We start from the raw sequence: 18,043 nt of genomic DNA, 5'->3' as shown, positions 1-18,043 counted from the left end.
CTAGCGAAAGTCGTGATAATTTTTATTAAGTATTTGTTTTTAAAGGGTTTAAATATTTTTCAGGGAATGGCACAGGCCCTGCAATTGGCGCTACAGCTCCCCAGCGGAGCCCACAACAAATCCCTCCAGTGCAGGAGGGTTAGCGCTAAACGCGGCTGCGCACCTCGTGGATATCGAGGCCGGCGCGGCAAGAGAGGAACTGCCATGACCCGCAAACCGCTGTACAAGAGCCTGTACGCCCAGGTGCTGGTGGCCATCGCCATCGGCATCATCATCGGCCACTTCTATCCGGACACCGGCGTTGCGCTGAAGCCGCTGGGTGATGGCTTCGTCAAACTGATCAAGATGGCCATCGCGCCGATCATCTTCTGCACCGTGGTCAGCGGCATCGCCGGTATGCAGGACATGAAGGCGGTGGGCAAGACCGGCGGCTACGCGCTGCTGTATTTCGAGATCGTCTCCACCCTGGCCCTGGTCATCGGCCTGATCGTGGTCAATATCGTGCAGCCGGGCGTCGGCATGCATGTCGATCCCGCCACCCTCGACACCAAGGGCATCGCCGCCTTCGCTGCCGCTGGCGAGCAGCAGAGCACCATCGGCTTCCTGCTCAACGTGATCCCCAGCACCATAGTCGGCGCCTTCGCCAGCGGCGATATCCTTCAGGTGCTGTTCTTCTCGGTGATCTTCGCCTTCGCCCTGCAGCGCATGGGTGACTACGGCAAGCCGGTGCTGGAGTTCATCGATCGCATCGCCCAGGTGATGTTCGGCATCATCAACATCATCATGAAGGTCGCGCCCATCGGGGCCTTCGGCGCCATGGCTTTCACCATCGGCCAGTATGGTGTCGGCTCGCTGGTGCAGCTGGGCCAGCTGATGGTCTGTTTCTACATCACCTGCGTGCTGTTCGTGCTGGTGGTGCTCGGCGGTATCGCCAAGGCCCACGGTTTCAACATCCTCAAGTTCATCAAGTACATCCGCGAAGAGCTGCTGATCGTGCTCGGCACCTCGTCCTCGGAATCGGCGCTGCCGCGCATGCTGGGCAAGATGGAGAAGCTCGGTGCGAACAAGTCGGTGGTCGGCCTGGTGATTCCCACCGGCTACTCGTTCAACCTCGACGGCACCTCGATCTACCTGACCATGGCCGCGGTGTTCATCGCCCAGGCTACCGATACGCCGATGGACATCACCCACCAGATCACCCTGCTCGCAGTGCTGCTGATCGCTTCCAAGGGCGCTGCCGGCGTTACCGGCTCGGGCTTTATCGTGCTGGCCGCGACCCTGTCGGCGGTGGGGCATCTGCCGGTGGCAGGCCTGGCGCTGATCCTCGGCATCGACCGCTTCATGTCCGAGGCCCGTGCCCTGACCAACCTGGTCGGCAATGGTGTTGCCACCATCGTGGTCGCCAAGTGGTGCAAGCAGCTCGACGAGGGCACCCTGCGCCGCGAGCTGAATGGCACATCCGAGCTGCCGCAGGTGACCTTCCCGCGCCCGGCCGCCTGACTCTTATCCTCACCGCCCCTGTTCGGGCGGTACTCTCCTGGCCCGTCCTCGTGACGGGCTTTTTTTGCGCCCATGAAAAAGCCCCGCCGGAGCGGGGCTTCTGTGTGCGGGCCGGGCTTATTCGTCCATCTGCGACTGCAGGTAGTTCTCCAGGCCGACTTTCTCGATCAGGCCGAGCTGGGTTTCCAGCCAGTCGATGTGTTCTTCCTCGGATTCGAGGATGTCTTCCAGCATCTCGCGGCTGCCGTAGTCACCCACGCTTTCGCAGTAGGCGATGGCGGCTTTCAGGTCGGGCAGGGCGTGCTGCTCCAGCTTCAGGTCGCTGGTGAGCATTTCCTTGGTGTTCTCGCCGATCATCAGCTTGCCGAGATCCTGCAGGTTGGGCAGGCCTTCGAGGAAGAGGATGCGCTTGATCAGCTTGTCCGCGTGTTTCATCTCGTCGATGGACTCGTGGTACTCATGCTCGCCGAGTTTTTTCAGACCCCAGTCTTCATACATGCGCGCATGCAGGAAGTATTGGTTGATTGCCACCAGCTCATTGCCGAGGATCTTGTTCAGATGTTGGATGACTTTCTTGTCGCCTTTCATGTCGGGCCTCGTCCTGATGGGGGTCGTTAATGTTGCAGTGTGCTCCGCAGCTGTAGGGTCGTCAAATATAAGTGTTTGAAAAATATATTAAATTTAATGTTAATAAGAGTGTTTTACTTCTGCATCTGGAGACTAAGTTATTGAATAGGGGGATAAAATTCCACGCACTTGCGCGGCGTTTTGAAGTGTTTGCCCGCCCCTTGAACGCGGGGGTGTTCTGATGCCGTACAAGTTGCTGGCCGATGGCGTGGTGTGGGTGCACCTGGGCTTCATCCTGTTCGTGTTGTTCGGCGCTCTGCTGGTGTTGCGCTGGCCGCGCCTGGCGCTGCTGCACCTACCGGCGGCGACCTGGGGCGTGCTGGTCGAGCTGCTGCACCTGGGCTGCCCGCTGACGCCGCTGGAGAACCACTGGCGCCGGGCGGCGGGTGAGGCCGGCTACCGCGGCGGTTTTGTCGAGCACTACCTGATCCCGCTGATCTATCCCGCCGGCCTGACGCCGCAGATCCAGCTCGGCCTGGGCAGCCTGGTGCTATTGCTCAACCTGGCGCTGTACCTGCGCCTGTTGCTGCGGTGCCGGCGCTCGGCTTAGGGCAGTAGGTGTCGGCGGCGACCGGGGGCGCTCTTCTTGGTCGTCATTCAGCCATCTGATGGTACGCGGCAGGGCCGGCGGCCTTGGCTACACTCGCCCCACCTCACCACAGAACAAGGCAAGCCGTATGCAAAACCGCATGATGATCACTGGGGCCGGTTCCGGCCTGGGCCGCGAAATTGCACTGCGCTGGGCGCGCGAAGGCTGGCGTCTGGCACTGTGCGACGTGAATGAAGCGGGCCTGGCGGAAACCCTCAAACTGGTTCGCGAGGCCGGCGGCGACGGCTTTACCCTGCGCTGCGATGTGCGCGACTACAGCCAGCTCACCGCCGTGGCCCAGGCCTGCGAAGAGCGCTTCGGCGGCCTCGACGTGCTGGTCAACAACGCCGGCGTGGCGGCGGGCGGCTTCTTCAGCGAACTCAGCCTGGAAGACTGGGACTGGCAGCTGTCGATCAACCTGATGGGTGTGATCAAGGGCTGCAAGGCCTTCCTGCCGCAGTTGCTGACCAGCCAGGGCAAGATCATCAACATCGCCTCCATGGCCGCGCTGATGCAGGGCCCGGCGATGAGCAACTACAACGTGGCCAAGGCCGGCGTGGTGTCGCTGTCGGAGAGCCTGCTGATCGAACTCAAGGGCCAGGGTGTCGGCGTGCACGTGGTCTGCCCGTCGTTCTTCCAGACCAACCTGCTGGACTCTTTCCGCGGCCCGACCCCGGCCATGAAGCAGCAGGTCGGCAAGCTGCTGGAAGGCAGCCCGATCAGCGCGGCGGATATCGCCAGCTACATCTACGACGAAGTGGCCAAGGGCGAGTTCATGATCCTGCCACACGAGGAAGGCCGCATGGCCTGGCAGATCAAGCAGCAGAATCCGCAGGCGCTCTACGACCAGATGGCGCAGATGTCGGACAAGATGCGCAGCAAGATGAGCGGCAGCTGAGCCACGGCGACGGATGCAAAAAGGGCGGCCACAGGCCGCCCTTTTTGTTTGTCTGCTGAGACTGTAGGGCGGGTGAAAGCCGCGTCCAGGTCAACGCGGGTTGCACCCGCCCTACACGGTCAGCCGGCCACCAGCACGCGGATCGCCTCCAGGCGCAGGGCCGCCTTGTCGAAGAAGGCCAGGCCGCTGTCGAGCTGCTTGCGCAGGGCGCTGATCTCGCTGCTGCGCACGCTCGGGTTGACTGCCTGCAGGGCGGTGAGGCGGGCGATTTCCTCTTCCAGGCTGGCCTGGAAGCGCCGGCGGGCTTCTTCCACCCGTTCGGCATGGCGCGGTGCGACCTTCGCCTCGGCGGCGTTGATCTGCTTGGCCAGTACGTCGCGCTGGGCCTGCACGAACTTGTTGGCGCTGGCGCGCGGCACGCTTTCCAACTGGTCGTTGAGGGTCTCGAACGCCACTTTGCTGGCCAGGTCGTTGCCATTGCCATCGAGCAGGCTGCGCAGGGCGACCGGCGGCAGGAAGCGGCCAAGCTGCAGCGAGCGCGGCGCCACCACTTCGCTGACGTAGAGCAGTTCGAGCAGCACGGTGCCGGGCTTGAGTGCCTTGTTCTTGATCAGCGCCACGGCGGTGTTGCCCATCGAGCCGGACAGCACCAGATCCATGCCGCCCTGCACCATGGGGTGTTCCCAGGTGAGGAACTGCATGTCCTCGCGCGACAGCGCCTGGTTGCGGTCGTAGGTGACGGTCACGCCTTCGTCGTCGCCGAGCGGGAAGCTGGCGTCCAGCATCTTCTCGCTGGGGCGCAGCACCAGGGCGTTTTCCGAGTGATCCTCGCTGTCGATGCCGAAGGCGTCGAACAGTTCTTCCATGTAGATCGGCAGGGCGTACTGGTCGTCCTGTTCGTGGATTTCCTCGACCAGCCGCTGGCCTTCGCCGGCACCGCCCGAATTGAGCTCCAGCAGGCGGTCACGGCCGCTGTGCAGCTCGCCTTCGAGGCGCTCGCGCTCGGCTTTGGCTTCGTCCAGCAGGTTCTGCCAGGCATCGTCGTCGCCTTCTTCCAACAGCGGCAGCAGGCGCGGGCCGAACTGGTGCTGCAGGGCGTTGCCGGTGGGGCAGGTGGCGAGGAAGGCATTCAGCGCCTGGTGGTACCACTGGAACAGGCGTTCCTGCGGGCTGCCCTCCAGGTACGGCACGTGCAGCTGGATGGTGTGCTTCTGGCCGATGCGGTCGAGACGGCCGATGCGCTGCTCGAGCAGATCCGGGTGGGCCGGCAGGTCGAACAGCACCAGGTGGTGGCTGAACTGGAAGTTGCGACCTTCGGAGCCGATCTCGGAGCAGATCAGCACCTGGGCGCCGAACTCCTCGTCGGCGAAGTAGGCGGCGGCGCGGTCGCGCTCGAGGATGCTCATGCCCTCGTGGAACACCGTGGCCGGGATGCCGGAGCGCACGCGCAGGGCGTCTTCCAGATCCATGGCGGTCTCGGCGTGGGCGCAGATCACCAGCACCTTGAACTTCTTGAGCATCTTCAGGGTGTCGATCAGCCAGTCGACGCGCGGATCGAACTTCCACCAGCGCTGCTCTTCGCCGTCGTCGAGCTGGGCCTGGTAGCTGACTTCCGGGTACAGGTCGGCATGCTCGCCCAGCGGCAGCTCCATGTATTCCACTGGGTTGGCCAGCGGGTAGGGGTGCAGCTGGCGCTCGGGGAAACCCTGCACGGCGGCGCGGGTGTTGCGGAACAGCAGGCGGCCGGTGCCGTGGCGGTCGAGCAGCTCGCGCACCAGGCGCGGCGCGGCGGCGCTGTCACCGTCGCGAATGGCTGCCAGCAGGTTTTCGCCTTCGCTGCCGAGGAAGCCGGCGATAGTGGCGTGGGCCTTGTCCGACAGGCTGCCCTGGTCGAGCAGTTCCTGCACCGCTTCGGCGATCGGCTTGTAGTTGGCGCTCTCGGCGCGGAAGGCGGCGAGGTCGTGGAAGCGGTTGGGGTCGAGCAGGCGCAGACGGGCGAAGTGGCTGTCCAGGCCGAGCTGTTCCGGGGTGGCGGTGAGCAGCAGCACGCCGGGGATGACCTCGGCTAGTTGCTCGACCAGGCGGTATTCGTCGCTGGCCTTTTCCGGGTGCCAGACCAGGTGGTGGGCTTCGTCGACCACCAGCAGATCCCAGCCGGCGGCGAAGGCGGCGTTCTGCGCCTTCTCGCTGTCCTTCAGCCATTCCAGGGAAACCAGCGCCAGCTGGGTGTCCTCGAACGGGTTGTCGGCATCGCTCTCGGCGAAGCGCTCGGCATCGAACAGCGCCACCTGCAGGTTGAAGCGCCGGCGCATTTCCACCAGCCACTGGTGCTGGAGGTTTTCCGGTACCAGGATCAGCACCCGGCTGGCGCGGCCGCAGAGCAGCTGGCGGTGGATCACCAGGCCGGCTTCGATGGTCTTGCCCAGGCCCACTTCGTCGGCCAGCAGCACGCGCGGGGCGATGCGGTCGGCGACTTCGCGGGCGATGTGCAGCTGGTGGGCGATCGGTTGCGCGCGGGTGCCACCCAGGCCCCACAGGTCGGACTGCAGCAGGCGGCTCTGGTGGTCGAGGCTGTGGTAGCGCAGGGCGAACCAGCCCAGCGGGTCGATCTGCCCGGCGAACAGGCGGTCGCTGGCCAGGCGGAACTGGATGAAGTTGGACAGCTGGGTTTCCGGCAGGCTGTAGGGCGCGTGCTGGGCATCGAAACCGTGGTAGACCAGCAGGCCGTCGACGTCCTCGACTTCCTGTACGGTCATTTTCCAGCCTTCGAAATGGGTGATCTCGTCGCCCGGGGCGAAGCGCACCCGGGTCAGCGGCGCATTGCGCAGGGCGTACTGGCGGGTCTCGCCGGTAGCCGGGTAGAGCACGGTGAGCAGGCGGCCATCGGAGGTGAGGATGGTGCCCAGACCGAGTTCCGCCTCGCTGTCGCTGATCCAGCGTTGCCCCGGTTGATATTGCTGCACAGTGCCACTACTTGCCATGAAAAGCCCTACCTGCGAAAAAAGCCGCGTATGGTAGCGGAACACCGCGTCCAGAGCGACGTCCGCGCTGAATCAATCGCCCCGCCCCGAGTCAAAAGTGTAGCGAGCGCTGGTTCAAGTTGGTGGCCGTCCGGCCGACAGCCGTTTTATCCAGGGAGAAAACCGATGCTGCCGCCTATTCCCCAGAGTTTGCCGCCGGTCACCGCCCAGCAGGACGTGCCCAAGCCACGCCCGGATATCGCCCCTGTCACCCCGGCTAGCGAGAGCGCCAAGGAAAGCGCGGTGGAACTGGATCGCCGCCATCCGCAGGAAACCGAGATGCTGCTGCGCGAGGAGCAGCGCCGGCGCCAGCGCCGCGGCTATACCGCCGAGGAAATGGCCGAGGGCGAGGTGGCCGAACAGGACGAAAAAGCTCTGGAGGAGTTGCCGCGGCAGGGCCTGTGGGTGGATGTAGAGGTCTGATCGGCGGACAATCTGCTGGTCGTCCCTGCTGGCCGAATACCGTGGAACTCTTCGATAGCCCCCTCCTGCAACTGTCCGATGCCGAGCTGGACTGGTATCCGCACTGGCTGAGCGCCGACTGTGCCGACCAGTGGCTGGCCCGACTGCAGGCCGAAACGCCCTGGCAGCAGCCGCAGGTGTTTCTGCACGGCAAGCACTACCCGGTGCCGCGCCTGCTGGCCTGGTACGGCGATGCCGAGGCCAGTTATCGCTACTCCGGCCTGAACCACCAGCCATTGCCCTGGACACCGCTGCTGGCGCAGATCCGCGCCCGGGTGCAGGAGGCCGTGGGCCAGCCGCTCAACGGCGTGCTGCTCAACTACTATCGCGACGGCAACGACTCGATGGGCTGGCACAGTGATGACGAGCCGGAACTGGGGCACAACCCGCTGATCGCCTCGCTCAACCTTGGCGGCACGCGCCGCTTTGACCTGCGACGCAAGGGCCAGAGCCGTATCGAACACTCCCTGGAGCTGGGCCATGGCGCGCTACTGGTCATGCGCGGCGCAACCCAGCATCATTGGCAGCATCAGGTGGCGAAAACCGCCAAGCCGGTAGCGCCGCGCCTCAACCTCACTTTTCGCCTGATCCGGACGCAGTCATGAGCAACGACGACAAGCTGATCGACTTCAGCGCCGAGCGCGGCAAGCGCATCCACGACCTGCACGACAAGAAACTCGACGAGATGCGCCAGGCGTTCGAGCAGGCATTGCCGCTGACCAAGGCCAAGAAGAAGGCCAAGGGCAAGCCGAAAAAGCGCTGATTGGCGCATCCCCGCATCCATTGACCCTGGTCAATATCCCGCTGCCGTCCTGCGCGTACCTTGAAGCCATCTCCAACAGGCTCCGCGCAGGAGGCCCGCCATGTTCATCGATACTGTGGTTCTCGCCGGCATCGGCACAGTCGCTCTGATGTTCGCCTTCTTCGGCGGCGTTGGTCTGTTCATCTGGAAGGATGCCCATCGGGTCAAGGTCAAAGCTGACTGATCCTTCCGCAATCGTGCACGCAAGGCATTTCGGGCGACTTCGGTCGCCCGTTTTTTATGCTGGGCTGATTTGTTTGAAGTTGGTTATTCGAGGCATGGCTGCTTGCCGAGTGCTTCGATACTTTCTGTTTCGCCCTCCTGGGCGAGTCACTTTTTCTTGTCTGGCCAAGAAAAAGTAACCAAAAAGAAGGCCACCCCTGCATCCGGCCCTTCGCTTCGCTCCGGGTTCGTTCACTACATCGCCGTTCCAGGGGCCCGCCGCGAAGGGCCATCCCTGGCCCATCGCGGCTCTCGCGGCATCCATGCCGCTCAACCCCTTCCACGACGATTCCGTTCACCCTGCTGAAGGGGAATTGGCGCTGTCTGACAGATCGTTGATTGGGCACAAGAAAGAGCAGGAGCTTCTGGCAACGCGGAGCTCAATTCCCGTCAGGAGGCCGAGCGTAGGTGTCGTGTAGGGGAGTGAGCCGCATGGATGCGGCGAGAGGCGTAAAGGGCCAGAGATGGCCCTTGTACGCCGGCCCCCGGAGCGGCACCGGAGGGAGGGAAGTTTCGCGCAGCGAAACCCGGATGTCGGGCGCGCTTTCTCTTTGGTTACTTTCTCTTTCGCGCGAGCAAAGAGAAAGTGACTCGCCCGGGAGGGCGAAACCAAAAGCCCAGAAGCACTCGGTAATCAGCTTGAAGCCCGAGCGCACCGCATACCTCAGTCCAGCCGCTTGCTGACCCGCGTCACCGCCAGCGCCAGCAGCACAATGGCAAACACCAGCAGCACCAGCATCTCCTGCCACAAGTCGAGCAACCCCGCCTCACGCAGCATGATGCCGCGCGCCAGGCGCAGGTAGTGGGTGAGCGGCATCAGCTCGGCGAACCACTGCGCCACCTTGGGCATACCGGCGAAGGGGAACATGAAGCCCGACAGCAGGATCTGCGGCAGAAAGGTGAAGAAGGCGATCTGCATGGCCTGGAACTGGGTGGCGGTGAGGGTCGAGATGAACACCCCCAGCGCCAGGCTGGCGAGGATGAACAGCAGCGAGGCGCCGTACAGCTCCAGCAGCGAGCCGCGTACCGGCACGCCGAACAGCCAGTAGCCGACCACCAGGATCACCGTCACCTGCACCAGGCCGATGCCGACGAAGGGCAGCACCTTGCCGATGGTCAGCTCCCAGGGCGATACCGGCGTGGCGATCAGCATCTCCAGGTTGCCGTGCTCGCGCTCGCGCACCAGGGCCACTGCGGTGAACAGCACCATGGTCATGGTCACTATCACCCCGATCAGCCCGGGTACCGTGTTCAGCGGTGCCAGGCGTTCCGGGTTGTAGAAGTTGACCACTTCCACGCCCTGTTCATTCTGCCAGCCGGGCAGCGGGTAGGCGGCCAGTTGGCGCGCCGAGGCCTGCACGCTCTGGTCGGAGCCGTCCACCACCAGCTGCAGCGGCGTGCGGTCATGGCGCTGCAGGCGTGCCTCGTAATCGCTCGGCACCACCAGGGCAGCGCTGATCTTGCCTTCGCGCAGCAGGCGTTCGACCTCCTGCGGGGTGTCGAGGTGGTAGCGCAGGTCGAGCACCTGGCTGGAGGCGATCTCGGCGATCGCCTCGCGCGAGTTGGCGGTGTTGGCCTGATCCAGCACGGCCGCGTCCATGCCGCGGATATCGGTGTTGATGGCGTAGCCGAACAGCACCAGTTGTAGCAGCGGCACGCCGGCGATCATGACGAAGGTCAGCTTGTCGCGGCGCAGCTGGCGCAGTTCCTTGATCACGATGGCGAGCAGGCGGCGCAAATTCATGGGGTGGCCTGCAGGGGCTGGCGGGTGACGCTGACGAACACGTCTTCCAGGTTGGCCGGCGTCTCTTCCAGCTCGACGGCGATACCGCGCTGGTGCAACAGGGCCTCGATGATGGCGCGTGATTCGGCGCGGCTGCCGAGCACCCGCAGGCTGGCGCCGATCTGCGCCATGGCCAGCACTTCGGGGTGGCCGTGCAAGGCCAGCTGGGCCTGGCGCGGCTGGGCGCAGTGCAGCAGCAGCGGGTGGCCGGGCAGGGCGTCCATCAGTTCGCGCGGGGTGCCGTCGGCCACCAGGCGGCCGGCGTCGAGGATGCCCAGGCGCGTGCAGCGCTCGGCCTCGTCCATGTAGTGGGTGGACACCAGCAGGGTGGTGCCGGCATCGGCCAGCTCGAACAGCGAATCCCAGAACTCGCGGCGCGACTGTGGGTCGACCGCGCTGGTCGGCTCGTCGAGCAACAGCAGGTCGGGCTTGTGCAGCACCGCGCCGGCCAGAGCCAGGCGTTGCTTCTGTCCGCCGCTCAAGGTGCCGGCCATCTGCCGGCGGCGGTCGCCGAGCCAGTAGCGCTCCAGCAGTTCCTCGATGCGCTGGCGGGTTTCGCGGCGGCTGATGCCCTGCACGGCGGCGAGGAATTCGAGGTTCTCCTGCACGCTGAGGTCTTCGTAGAGGGAGAACTTCTGGGTCATGTAGCCGATGCGCCGCTTGAGCTCCTCGGCATCGCGCGGGATCTGGCAGCCGAGCACCTCGACCTCGCCGGCGCTGGGCTGCAGCAGGCCGCAGAGCATGCGGATGGTGGTGGACTTGCCGCAGCCGTTGGGGCCGAGGAAGCCGAACACCTCGGCGCGCGGCACGCTGAGGTCGAGGTGGTCGACCGCAGTCAGGTCGCCGAAGCGTTTGCTCAGGCCGCGGGCGCGGATGACCAGTTCGCTGTCATTCATCGCGCACCCGTTCGGCATGCAGCGGCAGGCCGGCCGGCAGCTGGCGCGCCGCAGCGCCGTCGAGCACCAGCTCAGCGCGGTACACCAGGCGGCTGGCGTCGTCGCCGGTCAGGGCGTAGTAGGGGGTGAAGCTGGCCTCGCTGCGGATGCTGCGCACGCGGGCCGCGAAGGGTTGCTCGATGCCTTCGACGAACACGCGCATGGGGTCGCCGATCTTCACTTCGGCGCGCACGCGGGCCGGGATGAACACTCGCGCATAGGGCGCATCGCCGACCAGCAGGCTGACCAGCTCGGCGCCCACCGGCGGCTGGTCGCCGACCTTGAAGGGCAGGGCGTCCACGCGTCCGGCCCGCGGTGCGCGCAGGCTCAGGTGTTCGCGGCCGACACGCAGCTGGGCCAGGTTGCCGCGGGCGGCGTCGAGGGCGGCGGCGGCCTGTTCCAGCTGCTCGGGTCGGGTGCCGTTGGTCAGTTCGCGCAGCTGCGCCTCGGCATTGCGCGTGGCGGCGCTGGCCTGGTCGCGGGCAGCGCGCGAGCGATCCAGTTCGGCGATGGCCACCTGCTTGCGCTGGTAGAGGGCGGCGATGCGCTGGAAGTTGCGCTCGCTGTCGAGCTGCTCGGCGCGGTTGCGCGCCAGGGTGGCGCGGGCGGCGTCGATGGTTTCCGTGCGCGCGCCGTTGCTCAGCTCGGCCAGGCGCGCGGCGTTCTGCGCCACTTCGGCTTCGGCCTGGGCCAGGCGGGCATCCTGGCGGCGCGGGTCGAGCTCCAGCAGCAACTGGCCGGCCTCGACCTGGTCGCCTTCGGCCACCTGCCAGCTGAGGATGGTTTCCGAGGCTTCGGCGGGCAGCGCGACCCGATCCCACTCCAGGCTGCCGAGCAGTTCCTCGGCGCTACCCTGGCAACCGCCGAGGGCCGCGAGCAGCAGGGGCAGGGCGAACAACGACAGGCGCGACATTATTCAGGGCTCCATGCCCTGGCGCAGCAGGGCCAGGGTGTGTTCGATCAGCGCGTCGTCGCCGATCTGTGGGTTGGCGAAGATGCCACGCCAGAGCGGCGCGGCGGCGTAGGGAAGGATGCTCAGGCCCATCAGCGAAACCACCAGCAGGCGCGGGTCGAGCGCCGGGTTGAGGGCGCCGCGGGCCTGGGCGGCGGCGAAGCGCTGGGCCAGCAGCAGTGGCACCATGGGTGCCACGCGCGTCATCAGGCGTTCGCGCAGCAGGCCACCTTCACAGAGGATCTCGCGCACCCACAGCTGGGAAACCCAGGGGTGCTCGGCCACCGTGCGGCTGAGGTCGCGGATGAACACGGCGACCAGCGCCTGCGGATCGTCGCCAGCCTGCTGCAGCCCCTCCGAGGCGCGCTGGATCAGCGGCAGGAAGCGTTCCTCGACCATCGCCTCGACCAGCTTCTGCTTGCTGCCGAAGTAGTAGTTGAGCAGCGCCGGGGTCACCTCGCCGCGCTCGGCAATGTCGCGCAGGCTGGTGGCGCGGATGCCCTGGTGGGCGAACAGATCGGTGGCGATGTCGAGTAGGCGCTCGCGCAGCGCCAGGCCGTCGCGTTGCGGGCGGCCTGGGGCGCGGGGCGTTTTCTGCGGGGGCTGGCGAGTGCTCATTGGATATTAATTAAATGATCGATTAATTAGTGCAAGGGCTGCTCGACGAGCGGCTGCTGGACGAAAAATGTTAGCCAGCTAATAATTAGCTGTACTTTGTATTTCGCCTTTCCCATAACCCGCTATTTTTCAAGGACAGTCCCTCAGGTAGTTGTCGTGCGCGATTCCTTGTCGGTATTCCTCAGCCCCAGCCGCATGGCCCTGCAGTTCGCCTGCAAGACCCTGCTGGGCGGTGCACTGGCTCTGTGGTGCGCTTTCCGCTTCGGTCTGGAACAGCCGCAGTGGGCGCTGATGACGGCGTTCATCGTTGCCCAGCCGCTGTCCGGTATGGTGGTGCAGAAGGGCCTGGCGCGTCTGCTCGGTACCCTGGTCGGGACCAGCATGGCGGTGCTGTTCATGGCCCTGTTCGCCCAGGCGCCCTGGCTGTTCCTGCTGGCGATGGGGCTGTGGCTGGGCTTGTGCACGGCGGCCTCGACCCTGTTGCGCAGCGCCTGGTCCTACACCTTCGTGCTGGCCGGCTACACGGTGGCGATCATCTGCCTGCCGCTTATCGGCAAGCCGCTGCTGGTGTTCGACCAGGCGGTGGCGCGCTGCACGGAGATCTGCCTGGGCATCCTCTGCGCCACCGCCACCAGCGCACTGCTCTGGCCGCAGCGGGTTGAACGGCAGATGACCGAGCAGGCCAGCCAGACCTGGCAGGCCGGCATGCAGGCGGTGCGCCGGGCGCTGGGCAACGAGCCACACTCGCGCCAGGGCCTGCTGGAGGTGCTGGGGCGCATTGTCGCTGTGGACGCCCAGCGCGAGCATGCCTGGTTCGAGGGTGAACGCGGCCGCCAGCGTGGCCGCGCCCTGCGCGTGCTGACCCGCGACCTGCTCGGCCTGCTGCGTCTGGCGCGGGGCGTGGCACGCCAGTGGCGCCAGCTGGAAGTGGCGGAGGCGCAAGGCGTCGCGCCCTGGCTGGCGGCGGTACAGGCGCAGCTGGACGAGCCGCAGGATGAGGCCATCCAGCAGTTGCGCGAGCGCCTGCAGCTGGCCGCCCAGGACGAGGCGCTGAGCCCGGCCCAGCAATTCTGTCTGGCCCGCCTGGCGGTACTGCTGCGCCAGTTCCTGTTCGCTCGCCAGGCGCTGCAGGCGGTGCAGCGCGGCGAGGCGCCGGCCGATGCGCCACCGGCGCTGTCCTGGCATCGCGATCTGCAGACAGCCGCCGTCTACGGTCTGCGTAGCGCGTTGGCGTTTCTCGGCTTGTCGACGTTCTGGCTGCTCACCGCCTGGCCGGCCGCCAGTGGTGCGCTGCTGCTGGCGGCGGTGGTGTGCAGTCTGTTCGCCAGCCGCGAGAATGCCGACCTGATCGGCATGTCTTTCCTGCGCGGGATCTTCTATGCCCTGCCGGTGGCCTTCGTGGTCGGCCAGCTGCTGCTACCGCAGTGGAGTGGCTTCCCCTTGCTCTGCATGGCTCTGGGCGTGCCGCTGCTGTTCGGTGTGCTGGGTATGGCCCGGCCGGCGATGGCCGGCACCGCGACCTCCTTCTGCCTGCATTTCATCGTGCTCTGCGCACCGCAGAACGACATGGTCTACGACGTCGCCTCCTTTCTTAACCAGGCCATCGCCATGCTGATCGGGGTTGGCTGCGCAGTGTTGGCGTTCCGTCTGATCACCCTGCAGAACCCCGTCTGGCACGGGCGCCGCTTGCTGCGCGCGACTCTCGACGATCTGGCCGCGTTGACCACGCGCACGCTGGCCGGGGCCGACAACTGGTTCGGCGGGCGCATCGCCGACCGCCTGCTGCAGCTGGCTCGGCATTACCCGGTGCTGCCCAGCGAAACCCGCAGCCGCTGGGACGATGGCGTGGCCAGTCTCGACCTGGGCGATGAGCTGCTGCACCTGCGCGCCTGCCTGGCCGTGGCGCAGGTGCCGCTGGGCGAGGTCGAGCGCGGCTTCTGGCTACAGTTGCAGCAGGTGCTGCGTGCCGGCCCGGCGGTGGGCCTGGGCGAGTGCCTGGGCGAACCGGTGGCGCAGCTGCAACAGGCCCTGCAGGCGCAGCCGCCTTCCACCGAATTACGCCTGGCCGAGGCGGCGCTGCTGCAGTTGCAGGGCAGCTGGCGGCAATGGTGTGCACGACAGGGAGAGACTTATGGCGTTGCGTGAGTGGGCCTGGGGCGGTGTGCTGCTCAGCCCGTTGTTGATCTATGCGCTGGTGGCGCTGCTGCTGACCGGGGTGCTGCGCCTGGGTCTGCAGCGGGTCGGCGTGGCGCGCTGGATCTGGCATGAGGCGCTGTTCGACGTGGCCCTCTATATCTGTGTGCTGGCGGCGCTGGTCGCTCTGGCCGCCGGCTGATCAAGGAAAACCGCTATGCAAGCTGCAGTACGCAAGTTGATAACTCTGGCCCTGGTGGCACTGGCCATCGCCGCCGGCTACTGGCTGTGGAATTACTACATGCTGTCGCCCTGGACGCGCGATGCGCGGGTGCGCGCCGACGTGGTGATAGTCGCTCCGGACGTGTCCGGCTGGGTGGTCGAGCTCAAGGTGCGCGACAACCAGCAGGTCAAGGCTGGCGATCTGCTCTTGAGCATCGACCGCGAGCGCTACCAGACCGCCCTGGTCAAGGCTCAGGCCCTGGCTGAAACGCGCCACCAGCAGCTGCGTCTGCGCGAGCACGAGGCTAGCCGCCGCGTGCAGCTGGGGCCGCAGGCGATCAGCGCGGAGCTGCGCGAGAACGCGCAGATCACCGCCGAGATCGCCCGTAGCGAGTACCAGCAGGCCCTGGCCGAAGTGAAGGAAGCCGAGCTCAACCTGGCGCGCAGCGAGGTGCGGGCGCCGCGCGACGGACAGATCACCAACCTGCACCTGGCCCAGGGCAACTATGTGCAGGCCGGGCAGGCGGTGATGGCCCTGGTGGTCGACGGTTCCTTCTATGTGCAGGCCTATTTCGAGGAAACCAAGCTGGCCCAGGTGCACCTCGGTGCGCCGGCCCAGGTGTTGCTGATGGGCGGCGGCGAGCCGCTCAAGGGGCGGGTGGAGAGCATCAGTCGCGGCATCACCGACCGCAACGCGGTGCAGGACAGCCAACTGCTGGCCACGGTCGAGCCGACCTTCAACTGGGTGCGCCTGGCCCAGCGCATTCCGGTACGTATCCAGCTCGAGGAGCTGCCGCAGGATCTGCCGCTCAGTGCGGGGATGACTGCCAGCGTGACGGTGCAGGCATCGTCTGCAGAGCAGTCGGCGGCCGCGCCGGTGCCCTGATGTTCGAGGTGCCCGGATAGCGTGCGCCGTGTGCAGCAGAGACAAGCGGTCACGAAGAGCGTCCATAAAAAAGCCCCGCTGGCATGACACCGGCGGGGCTTTTTTATGGGGTGGCGAGCTTAGCCCACGCTGACCTGCGGCATGGCCGGCATGGTCACCGTCTGCTCGGCGCGTGGGGCCAGCACTTCGGCTTCGCCATCGACCACCTGCTCGGCGTTCTGGTTGAACACCCGGGTGGCCAGGCGCACGCGACCTTTCGGCAGCTTTTCCAGCACTTCCAGCTTCACCGTCAGGGTGTCGCCGAGCTTCACCGGGCGGGTGAACTTGAGGCTCTGGCCGAGGTAGATGGTGCCCGGGCCGGGCAGACGGCAGGCGATGGCCGCGCTGATCAGGGCGCCGCTGAACATGCCGTGGGCGATGCGCTCCTTGAACATCGTCTCGGCGGCGAAGGCGGCGTCCAGGTGTACCGGGTTGTTGTCGCCGGATACGGCGGCGAACAGCTGGATGTCGCGCTCCTCGACGGTCTTGTCGAAGCTGGCCTGCTGGCCGACTTCAAGGGCGTCGTAGGGGATGTTGGTTACCTGGGTCATGCGGGCTCCTGGGTGGGCGTGGGGCAGTGACGGCTGCGGGCGATGGCCCGTTCCAGCCAGTCGAGCAGATGCTGGGTGACTTCGTCGCGGTTGCTCTCGTTGAGCAGCTCGTGGCGGGCCTCGGGATAAATCTTCAGTTGTACGTCCTGGCTGCCGGCGCTGCGCAGGGCACTGGCCAGATCAGCAAGACGCTTGCCCTGGCTGACCGGGTCACGGTCGCCGCCGATCACCAGCAGCGGCAGGTCGTTGTCGATCTGCGCCAGGTTCTGCAGCGGGGTGATCTGCTGGAAGCCGTGCATCAGGTCGCACCACAGCTGGGTGGTGCAGATGAAGCCGCACAGCGGGTCGTTGACGTACAGATCGACCTCGGCCGGATCGCGGCTGAGCCAGTCGAAGGCGGTGCGATTGGGCTTGAAGGCCTTGTTGAACGAGCCGAACGACAGCTGGTCGATCAGCTTGCTGCGACCCTGCGGGCCGAGGCGCCAGCGCTCGAAGCGGGCGATCAGGGCGGCGGCCTTGTACAGCGCCAGTGGCTGGTAGTTGGAGCCGGACAGGATGGCGCCCTGCAGGCTGCAGCTGTGGCGCATCAGGTAGGCCATGCCGATGTAGCTGCCCATGCTGTGGCCGAGCAGGAAGATCGGCGCCTGCGGGTGCTGCTGGCGGATATGGTGGTTGAGCGTGGCCAGATCCTCGACCACCTTGTGCCAGCCGTTCTGCTCGGCGTACAGGCCGAGGGTGCCCTGTTCGGCACTGCGGCCGTGGCCGCGCTGATCCAGGGCGTAGACCTCGAAGCCCTGGGCGACCATGGCGGCGGCCAGGCGGGCGTAGCGCGCGCTGTGCTCGGCCATGCCGTGGGCGATCATCAGCACGCCACGCGGGGTGCCGGTGACCTGCCAGCGGTTGAGGTAGAGCTGGGCACCATCGCCGGCGGCGAGCCAGTACGCAGTGTGCTGCATGGAAGTTCCTTGTCCGGTGGATGGCGCATTGTGCATGCCGGGCCCGGCCAGGCAAAGCCCGATCGGTGGGGCTGGCGCCTAGGGTGTATCGGCGTGGCGGCGCAGGATCTGCATGTACTCGCCGCTGGCATGCAGCTCGCGCAGGCCGCGCTCGAAGATCGCCGCCCAGTCCGGCTGGCCTGGTTCCTGTGGGCGGAAACCGACGAACAGTGGGATGCGCTCTAGCGCCGGATCCTGCCACACCAGCTTGCCGCGCAGCTCGGCATCGCCGGCCACCAGGTATTCGCCGACCAGGCGTTCCAGCAGCACCAGGTCGAAGCGTCGCGCCTGCAGTTTGCGCAGGTTGCTGATGTCATCCACCGCTTCCTCGGCGATGATCCCCGAACGCAGGATGTGCGGCGGGTAGCCGTAGCCGCGCACGATGCCGACCTTGTGCCCGACCAGGTCGGTGATGCCGTTGAAGTGCACCGGCCGGCTGCGCCGCACGAACAGCCCTAGCTGGCTGTAGAACAGCGGACGCGAGGCGGTCAGGCCTTCCTCGATGATTTCCTGCGGCCACAGGGCCAGGGCGCCCTGGTACAGACCGCTGTGCAGGTCGGCGCGCACCCGTGCCCAGGGCAGGAAGTCGATGCGCACATGCTGGCCCTGGGTGGCGAAGGCGCGGGTGGTCAGCTCGACGATGCTGCCGCCGTTAGGGCGTAGCTGTGAGGAGTAGGGCGGGTATTCCAGGGTGGCCAGACGCAGCTCGCTGGCTGTGCTCGGCAGCAACCAGCAGAGCCCCAGCAGAACCAGCAGCAGGCGCAGCGACATGGGGCGCATCACACTCCGATGGGCAGAGTTCTAGCTAT

At 66.1% G+C, this 18,043-nt stretch carries 19 protein-coding genes; 10 read left to right on the top strand and 9 right to left on the bottom strand.

Translation table 11 applies throughout. The annotated features are described in order from the left end of the window. The first annotated feature begins 204 nt into the window (after positions 1–204). Complete coding sequence (locus A9179_RS15460) at positions 205–1,500, top strand: dicarboxylate/amino acid:cation symporter (RefSeq protein ID WP_187807108.1); 1,296 nt, start codon at positions 205–207, stop codon at positions 1,498–1,500. Between the two features lie 117 nt (positions 1,501–1,617). On the opposite strand, the gene bfr is transcribed toward A9179_RS15460, so the two are convergent. Next, positions 1,618–2,088 carry a bacterioferritin gene (gene bfr, locus A9179_RS15455; RefSeq protein WP_187807107.1) on the bottom strand — a complete coding sequence of 157 codons (471 nt, stop codon included), beginning with the start codon at positions 2,086–2,088 and terminating at the stop codon, positions 1,618–1,620. A 220-nt stretch (positions 2,089–2,308) separates the two neighbouring features. On the opposite strand from bfr, the gene A9179_RS15450 reads away from it, so the two are divergent. After that, positions 2,309–2,677 carry a DUF2784 domain-containing protein gene (locus tag A9179_RS15450; RefSeq protein WP_187807106.1) on the top strand — a complete coding sequence of 123 codons (369 nt, stop codon included), beginning with the start codon at positions 2,309–2,311 and terminating at the stop codon, positions 2,675–2,677. A gap of 127 nt (positions 2,678–2,804) precedes the next feature. Then, the gene (locus tag A9179_RS15445; protein WP_187807105.1) at positions 2,805–3,614 is read left to right on the top strand and encodes an SDR family oxidoreductase; all 810 of its coding nucleotides are present in this window, start codon (positions 2,805–2,807) and stop codon (positions 3,612–3,614) included. 119 nt (positions 3,615–3,733) lie between these two features. Here A9179_RS15445 and rapA read toward each other — a convergent pair whose 3' ends face one another. Continuing rightward, the gene (gene rapA, locus A9179_RS15440; RefSeq protein ID WP_187807104.1) at positions 3,734–6,595 is read right to left on the bottom strand and encodes an RNA polymerase-associated protein RapA; all 2,862 of its coding nucleotides are present in this window, start codon (positions 6,593–6,595) and stop codon (positions 3,734–3,736) included. A 165-nt stretch (positions 6,596–6,760) separates the two neighbouring features. On the opposite strand from rapA, the gene A9179_RS15435 reads away from it, so the two are divergent. The 4 genes from A9179_RS15435 to ccoM all read left to right on the top strand — a co-directional run bounded on the left by A9179_RS15435 (position 6,761) and on the right by ccoM (position 8,082). Then, the gene (locus A9179_RS15435) at positions 6,761–7,057 is read left to right on the top strand and encodes an aspartate-semialdehyde dehydrogenase (protein ID WP_187807103.1); all 297 of its coding nucleotides are present in this window, start codon (positions 6,761–6,763) and stop codon (positions 7,055–7,057) included. Positions 7,058–7,098: 41 nt separating this feature from the next. After that, entirely contained in the window at positions 7,099–7,701 is a 603-nt protein-coding gene (locus tag A9179_RS15430; protein WP_187807102.1) for an alpha-ketoglutarate-dependent dioxygenase AlkB family protein, read from the top strand. Next, a complete protein-coding gene (locus tag A9179_RS15425) occupies positions 7,698–7,859 on the top strand; it encodes a hypothetical protein (RefSeq protein WP_187807101.1) in 162 nt (53 codons plus the stop codon). The genes A9179_RS15430 and A9179_RS15425 overlap by 4 nt, the downstream gene beginning before the upstream one ends. Before the next feature lie 100 nt (positions 7,860–7,959). Next, positions 7,960–8,082, top strand: coding sequence for a cytochrome c oxidase subunit CcoM (gene ccoM / locus A9179_RS23020; protein WP_262410603.1), 123 nt, complete (start codon positions 7,960–7,962; stop codon positions 8,080–8,082). A gap of 702 nt (positions 8,083–8,784) precedes the next feature. Here the strand turns inward: ccoM and A9179_RS15420 are convergent. From A9179_RS15420 to A9179_RS15405, 4 genes are read right to left on the bottom strand one after another with little or no spacing between them, the layout of a single operon-like run. Further along, a complete protein-coding gene (locus A9179_RS15420) occupies positions 8,785–9,864 on the bottom strand; it encodes an ABC transporter permease (protein WP_187807100.1) in 1,080 nt (359 codons plus the stop codon). Further along, positions 9,861–10,799, bottom strand: coding sequence for an ABC transporter ATP-binding protein (locus tag A9179_RS15415; RefSeq protein WP_223123225.1), 939 nt, complete (start codon positions 10,797–10,799; stop codon positions 9,861–9,863). Before A9179_RS15415 ends, A9179_RS15420 begins: the two co-directional genes overlap by 4 nt. Continuing rightward, entirely contained in the window at positions 10,792–11,751 is a 960-nt protein-coding gene (locus A9179_RS15410) for an HlyD family secretion protein (RefSeq protein ID WP_187807099.1), read from the bottom strand. Before A9179_RS15410 ends, A9179_RS15415 begins: the two co-directional genes overlap by 8 nt. A 3-nt stretch (positions 11,752–11,754) precedes the next feature. Further along, positions 11,755–12,408, bottom strand: a complete 654-nt coding sequence (locus A9179_RS15405; RefSeq protein ID WP_187807098.1) for a TetR/AcrR family transcriptional regulator — start codon at positions 12,406–12,408, stop codon at positions 11,755–11,757. Positions 12,409–12,564: 156 nt separating this feature from the next. Here A9179_RS15405 and A9179_RS15400 point away from each other — a divergent pair, with 156 nt between their 5' ends. Genes A9179_RS15400 through A9179_RS15390 form a run of 3 tightly spaced genes read left to right on the top strand, consistent with a single transcriptional unit; the run spans position 12,565 to position 15,649 of the window. Then, positions 12,565–14,553 carry an FUSC family protein gene (locus A9179_RS15400; RefSeq protein ID WP_316851837.1) on the top strand — a complete coding sequence of 663 codons (1,989 nt, stop codon included), beginning with the start codon at positions 12,565–12,567 and terminating at the stop codon, positions 14,551–14,553. Further along, positions 14,540–14,743: a DUF1656 domain-containing protein gene (locus A9179_RS15395; protein ID WP_187807097.1), complete on the top strand. Its 204-nt coding sequence runs from the start codon at positions 14,540–14,542 to the stop codon at positions 14,741–14,743. The genes A9179_RS15400 and A9179_RS15395 overlap by 14 nt, the downstream gene beginning before the upstream one ends. 15 nt (positions 14,744–14,758) lie before the next feature. Then, the gene (locus tag A9179_RS15390) at positions 14,759–15,649 is read left to right on the top strand and encodes an efflux RND transporter periplasmic adaptor subunit (RefSeq protein WP_187807096.1); all 891 of its coding nucleotides are present in this window, start codon (positions 14,759–14,761) and stop codon (positions 15,647–15,649) included. A gap of 119 nt (positions 15,650–15,768) precedes the next feature. On the opposite strand, the gene A9179_RS15385 is transcribed toward A9179_RS15390, so the two are convergent. From A9179_RS15385 to A9179_RS15375, 3 genes are all read right to left on the bottom strand, one after another. Then, positions 15,769–16,239 (bottom strand): MaoC family dehydratase, encoded by a 471-nt coding sequence (locus A9179_RS15385; protein ID WP_187807095.1) that lies wholly within the window; start codon positions 16,237–16,239, stop codon positions 15,769–15,771. After that, a complete protein-coding gene (locus A9179_RS15380; RefSeq protein WP_187807094.1) occupies positions 16,236–17,195 on the bottom strand; it encodes an alpha/beta hydrolase in 960 nt (319 codons plus the stop codon). The genes A9179_RS15385 and A9179_RS15380 overlap by 4 nt, the downstream gene beginning before the upstream one ends. A gap of 78 nt (positions 17,196–17,273) precedes the next feature. Further along, positions 17,274–18,005, bottom strand: a complete 732-nt coding sequence (locus A9179_RS15375) for a substrate-binding periplasmic protein (protein ID WP_262410602.1) — start codon at positions 18,003–18,005, stop codon at positions 17,274–17,276. Positions 18,006–18,043: the final 38 nt, after the last annotated feature.

Source organism: Pseudomonas alcaligenes, from assembly GCF_014490745.1.
GTDB classification, from domain to species: domain Bacteria; phylum Pseudomonadota; class Gammaproteobacteria; order Pseudomonadales; family Pseudomonadaceae; genus Aquipseudomonas; species Aquipseudomonas alcaligenes_C.
Note: the sequence above shows the minus strand (reverse complement) of the source record. Positions and strands in the feature narration are given on the sequence as shown.

Excerpts from the sequence above, each read along its gene's own strand:
- bfr (WP_187807107.1), bottom strand. The coding sequence starts at position 2,088 with ATGAAAGGCGACAAGAAAGTCATCCAACATCTGAACAAGATCCTCGGC.
- A9179_RS15410 (WP_187807099.1), bottom strand. The coding sequence starts at position 11,751 with ATGTCGCGCCTGTCGTTGTTCGCCCTGCCCCTGCTGCTCGCGGCCCTC.
- A9179_RS15380 (WP_187807094.1), bottom strand. The coding sequence starts at position 17,195 with ATGCAGCACACTGCGTACTGGCTCGCCGCCGGCGATGGTGCCCAGCTC.
- A9179_RS15375 (WP_262410602.1), bottom strand. The coding sequence starts at position 18,005 with ATGTCGCTGCGCCTGCTGCTGGTTCTGCTGGGGCTCTGCTGGTTGCTG.
- ccoM (WP_262410603.1), top strand. The coding sequence starts at position 7,960 with ATGTTCATCGATACTGTGGTTCTCGCCGGCATCGGCACAGTCGCTCTG.
- A9179_RS15395 (WP_187807097.1), top strand. The coding sequence starts at position 14,540 with ATGGCGTTGCGTGAGTGGGCCTGGGGCGGTGTGCTGCTCAGCCCGTTG.
- A9179_RS15390 (WP_187807096.1), top strand. The coding sequence starts at position 14,759 with ATGCAAGCTGCAGTACGCAAGTTGATAACTCTGGCCCTGGTGGCACTG.
- A9179_RS15460 (WP_187807108.1), top strand. The coding sequence starts at position 205 with ATGACCCGCAAACCGCTGTACAAGAGCCTGTACGCCCAGGTGCTGGTG.
- A9179_RS15415 (WP_223123225.1), bottom strand. The coding sequence starts at position 10,799 with ATGAATGACAGCGAACTGGTCATCCGCGCCCGCGGCCTGAGCAAACGC.
- A9179_RS15385 (WP_187807095.1), bottom strand. The coding sequence starts at position 16,239 with ATGACCCAGGTAACCAACATCCCCTACGACGCCCTTGAAGTCGGCCAG.
- A9179_RS15450 (WP_187807106.1), top strand. The coding sequence starts at position 2,309 with ATGCCGTACAAGTTGCTGGCCGATGGCGTGGTGTGGGTGCACCTGGGC.
- A9179_RS15435 (WP_187807103.1), top strand. The coding sequence starts at position 6,761 with ATGCTGCCGCCTATTCCCCAGAGTTTGCCGCCGGTCACCGCCCAGCAG.
- A9179_RS15405 (WP_187807098.1), bottom strand. The coding sequence starts at position 12,408 with ATGAGCACTCGCCAGCCCCCGCAGAAAACGCCCCGCGCCCCAGGCCGC.
- A9179_RS15425 (WP_187807101.1), top strand. The coding sequence starts at position 7,698 with ATGAGCAACGACGACAAGCTGATCGACTTCAGCGCCGAGCGCGGCAAG.
- rapA (WP_187807104.1), bottom strand. The coding sequence starts at position 6,595 with ATGGCAAGTAGTGGCACTGTGCAGCAATATCAACCGGGGCAACGCTGG.
- A9179_RS15445 (WP_187807105.1), top strand. The coding sequence starts at position 2,805 with ATGCAAAACCGCATGATGATCACTGGGGCCGGTTCCGGCCTGGGCCGC.
- A9179_RS15420 (WP_187807100.1), bottom strand. The coding sequence starts at position 9,864 with ATGAATTTGCGCCGCCTGCTCGCCATCGTGATCAAGGAACTGCGCCAG.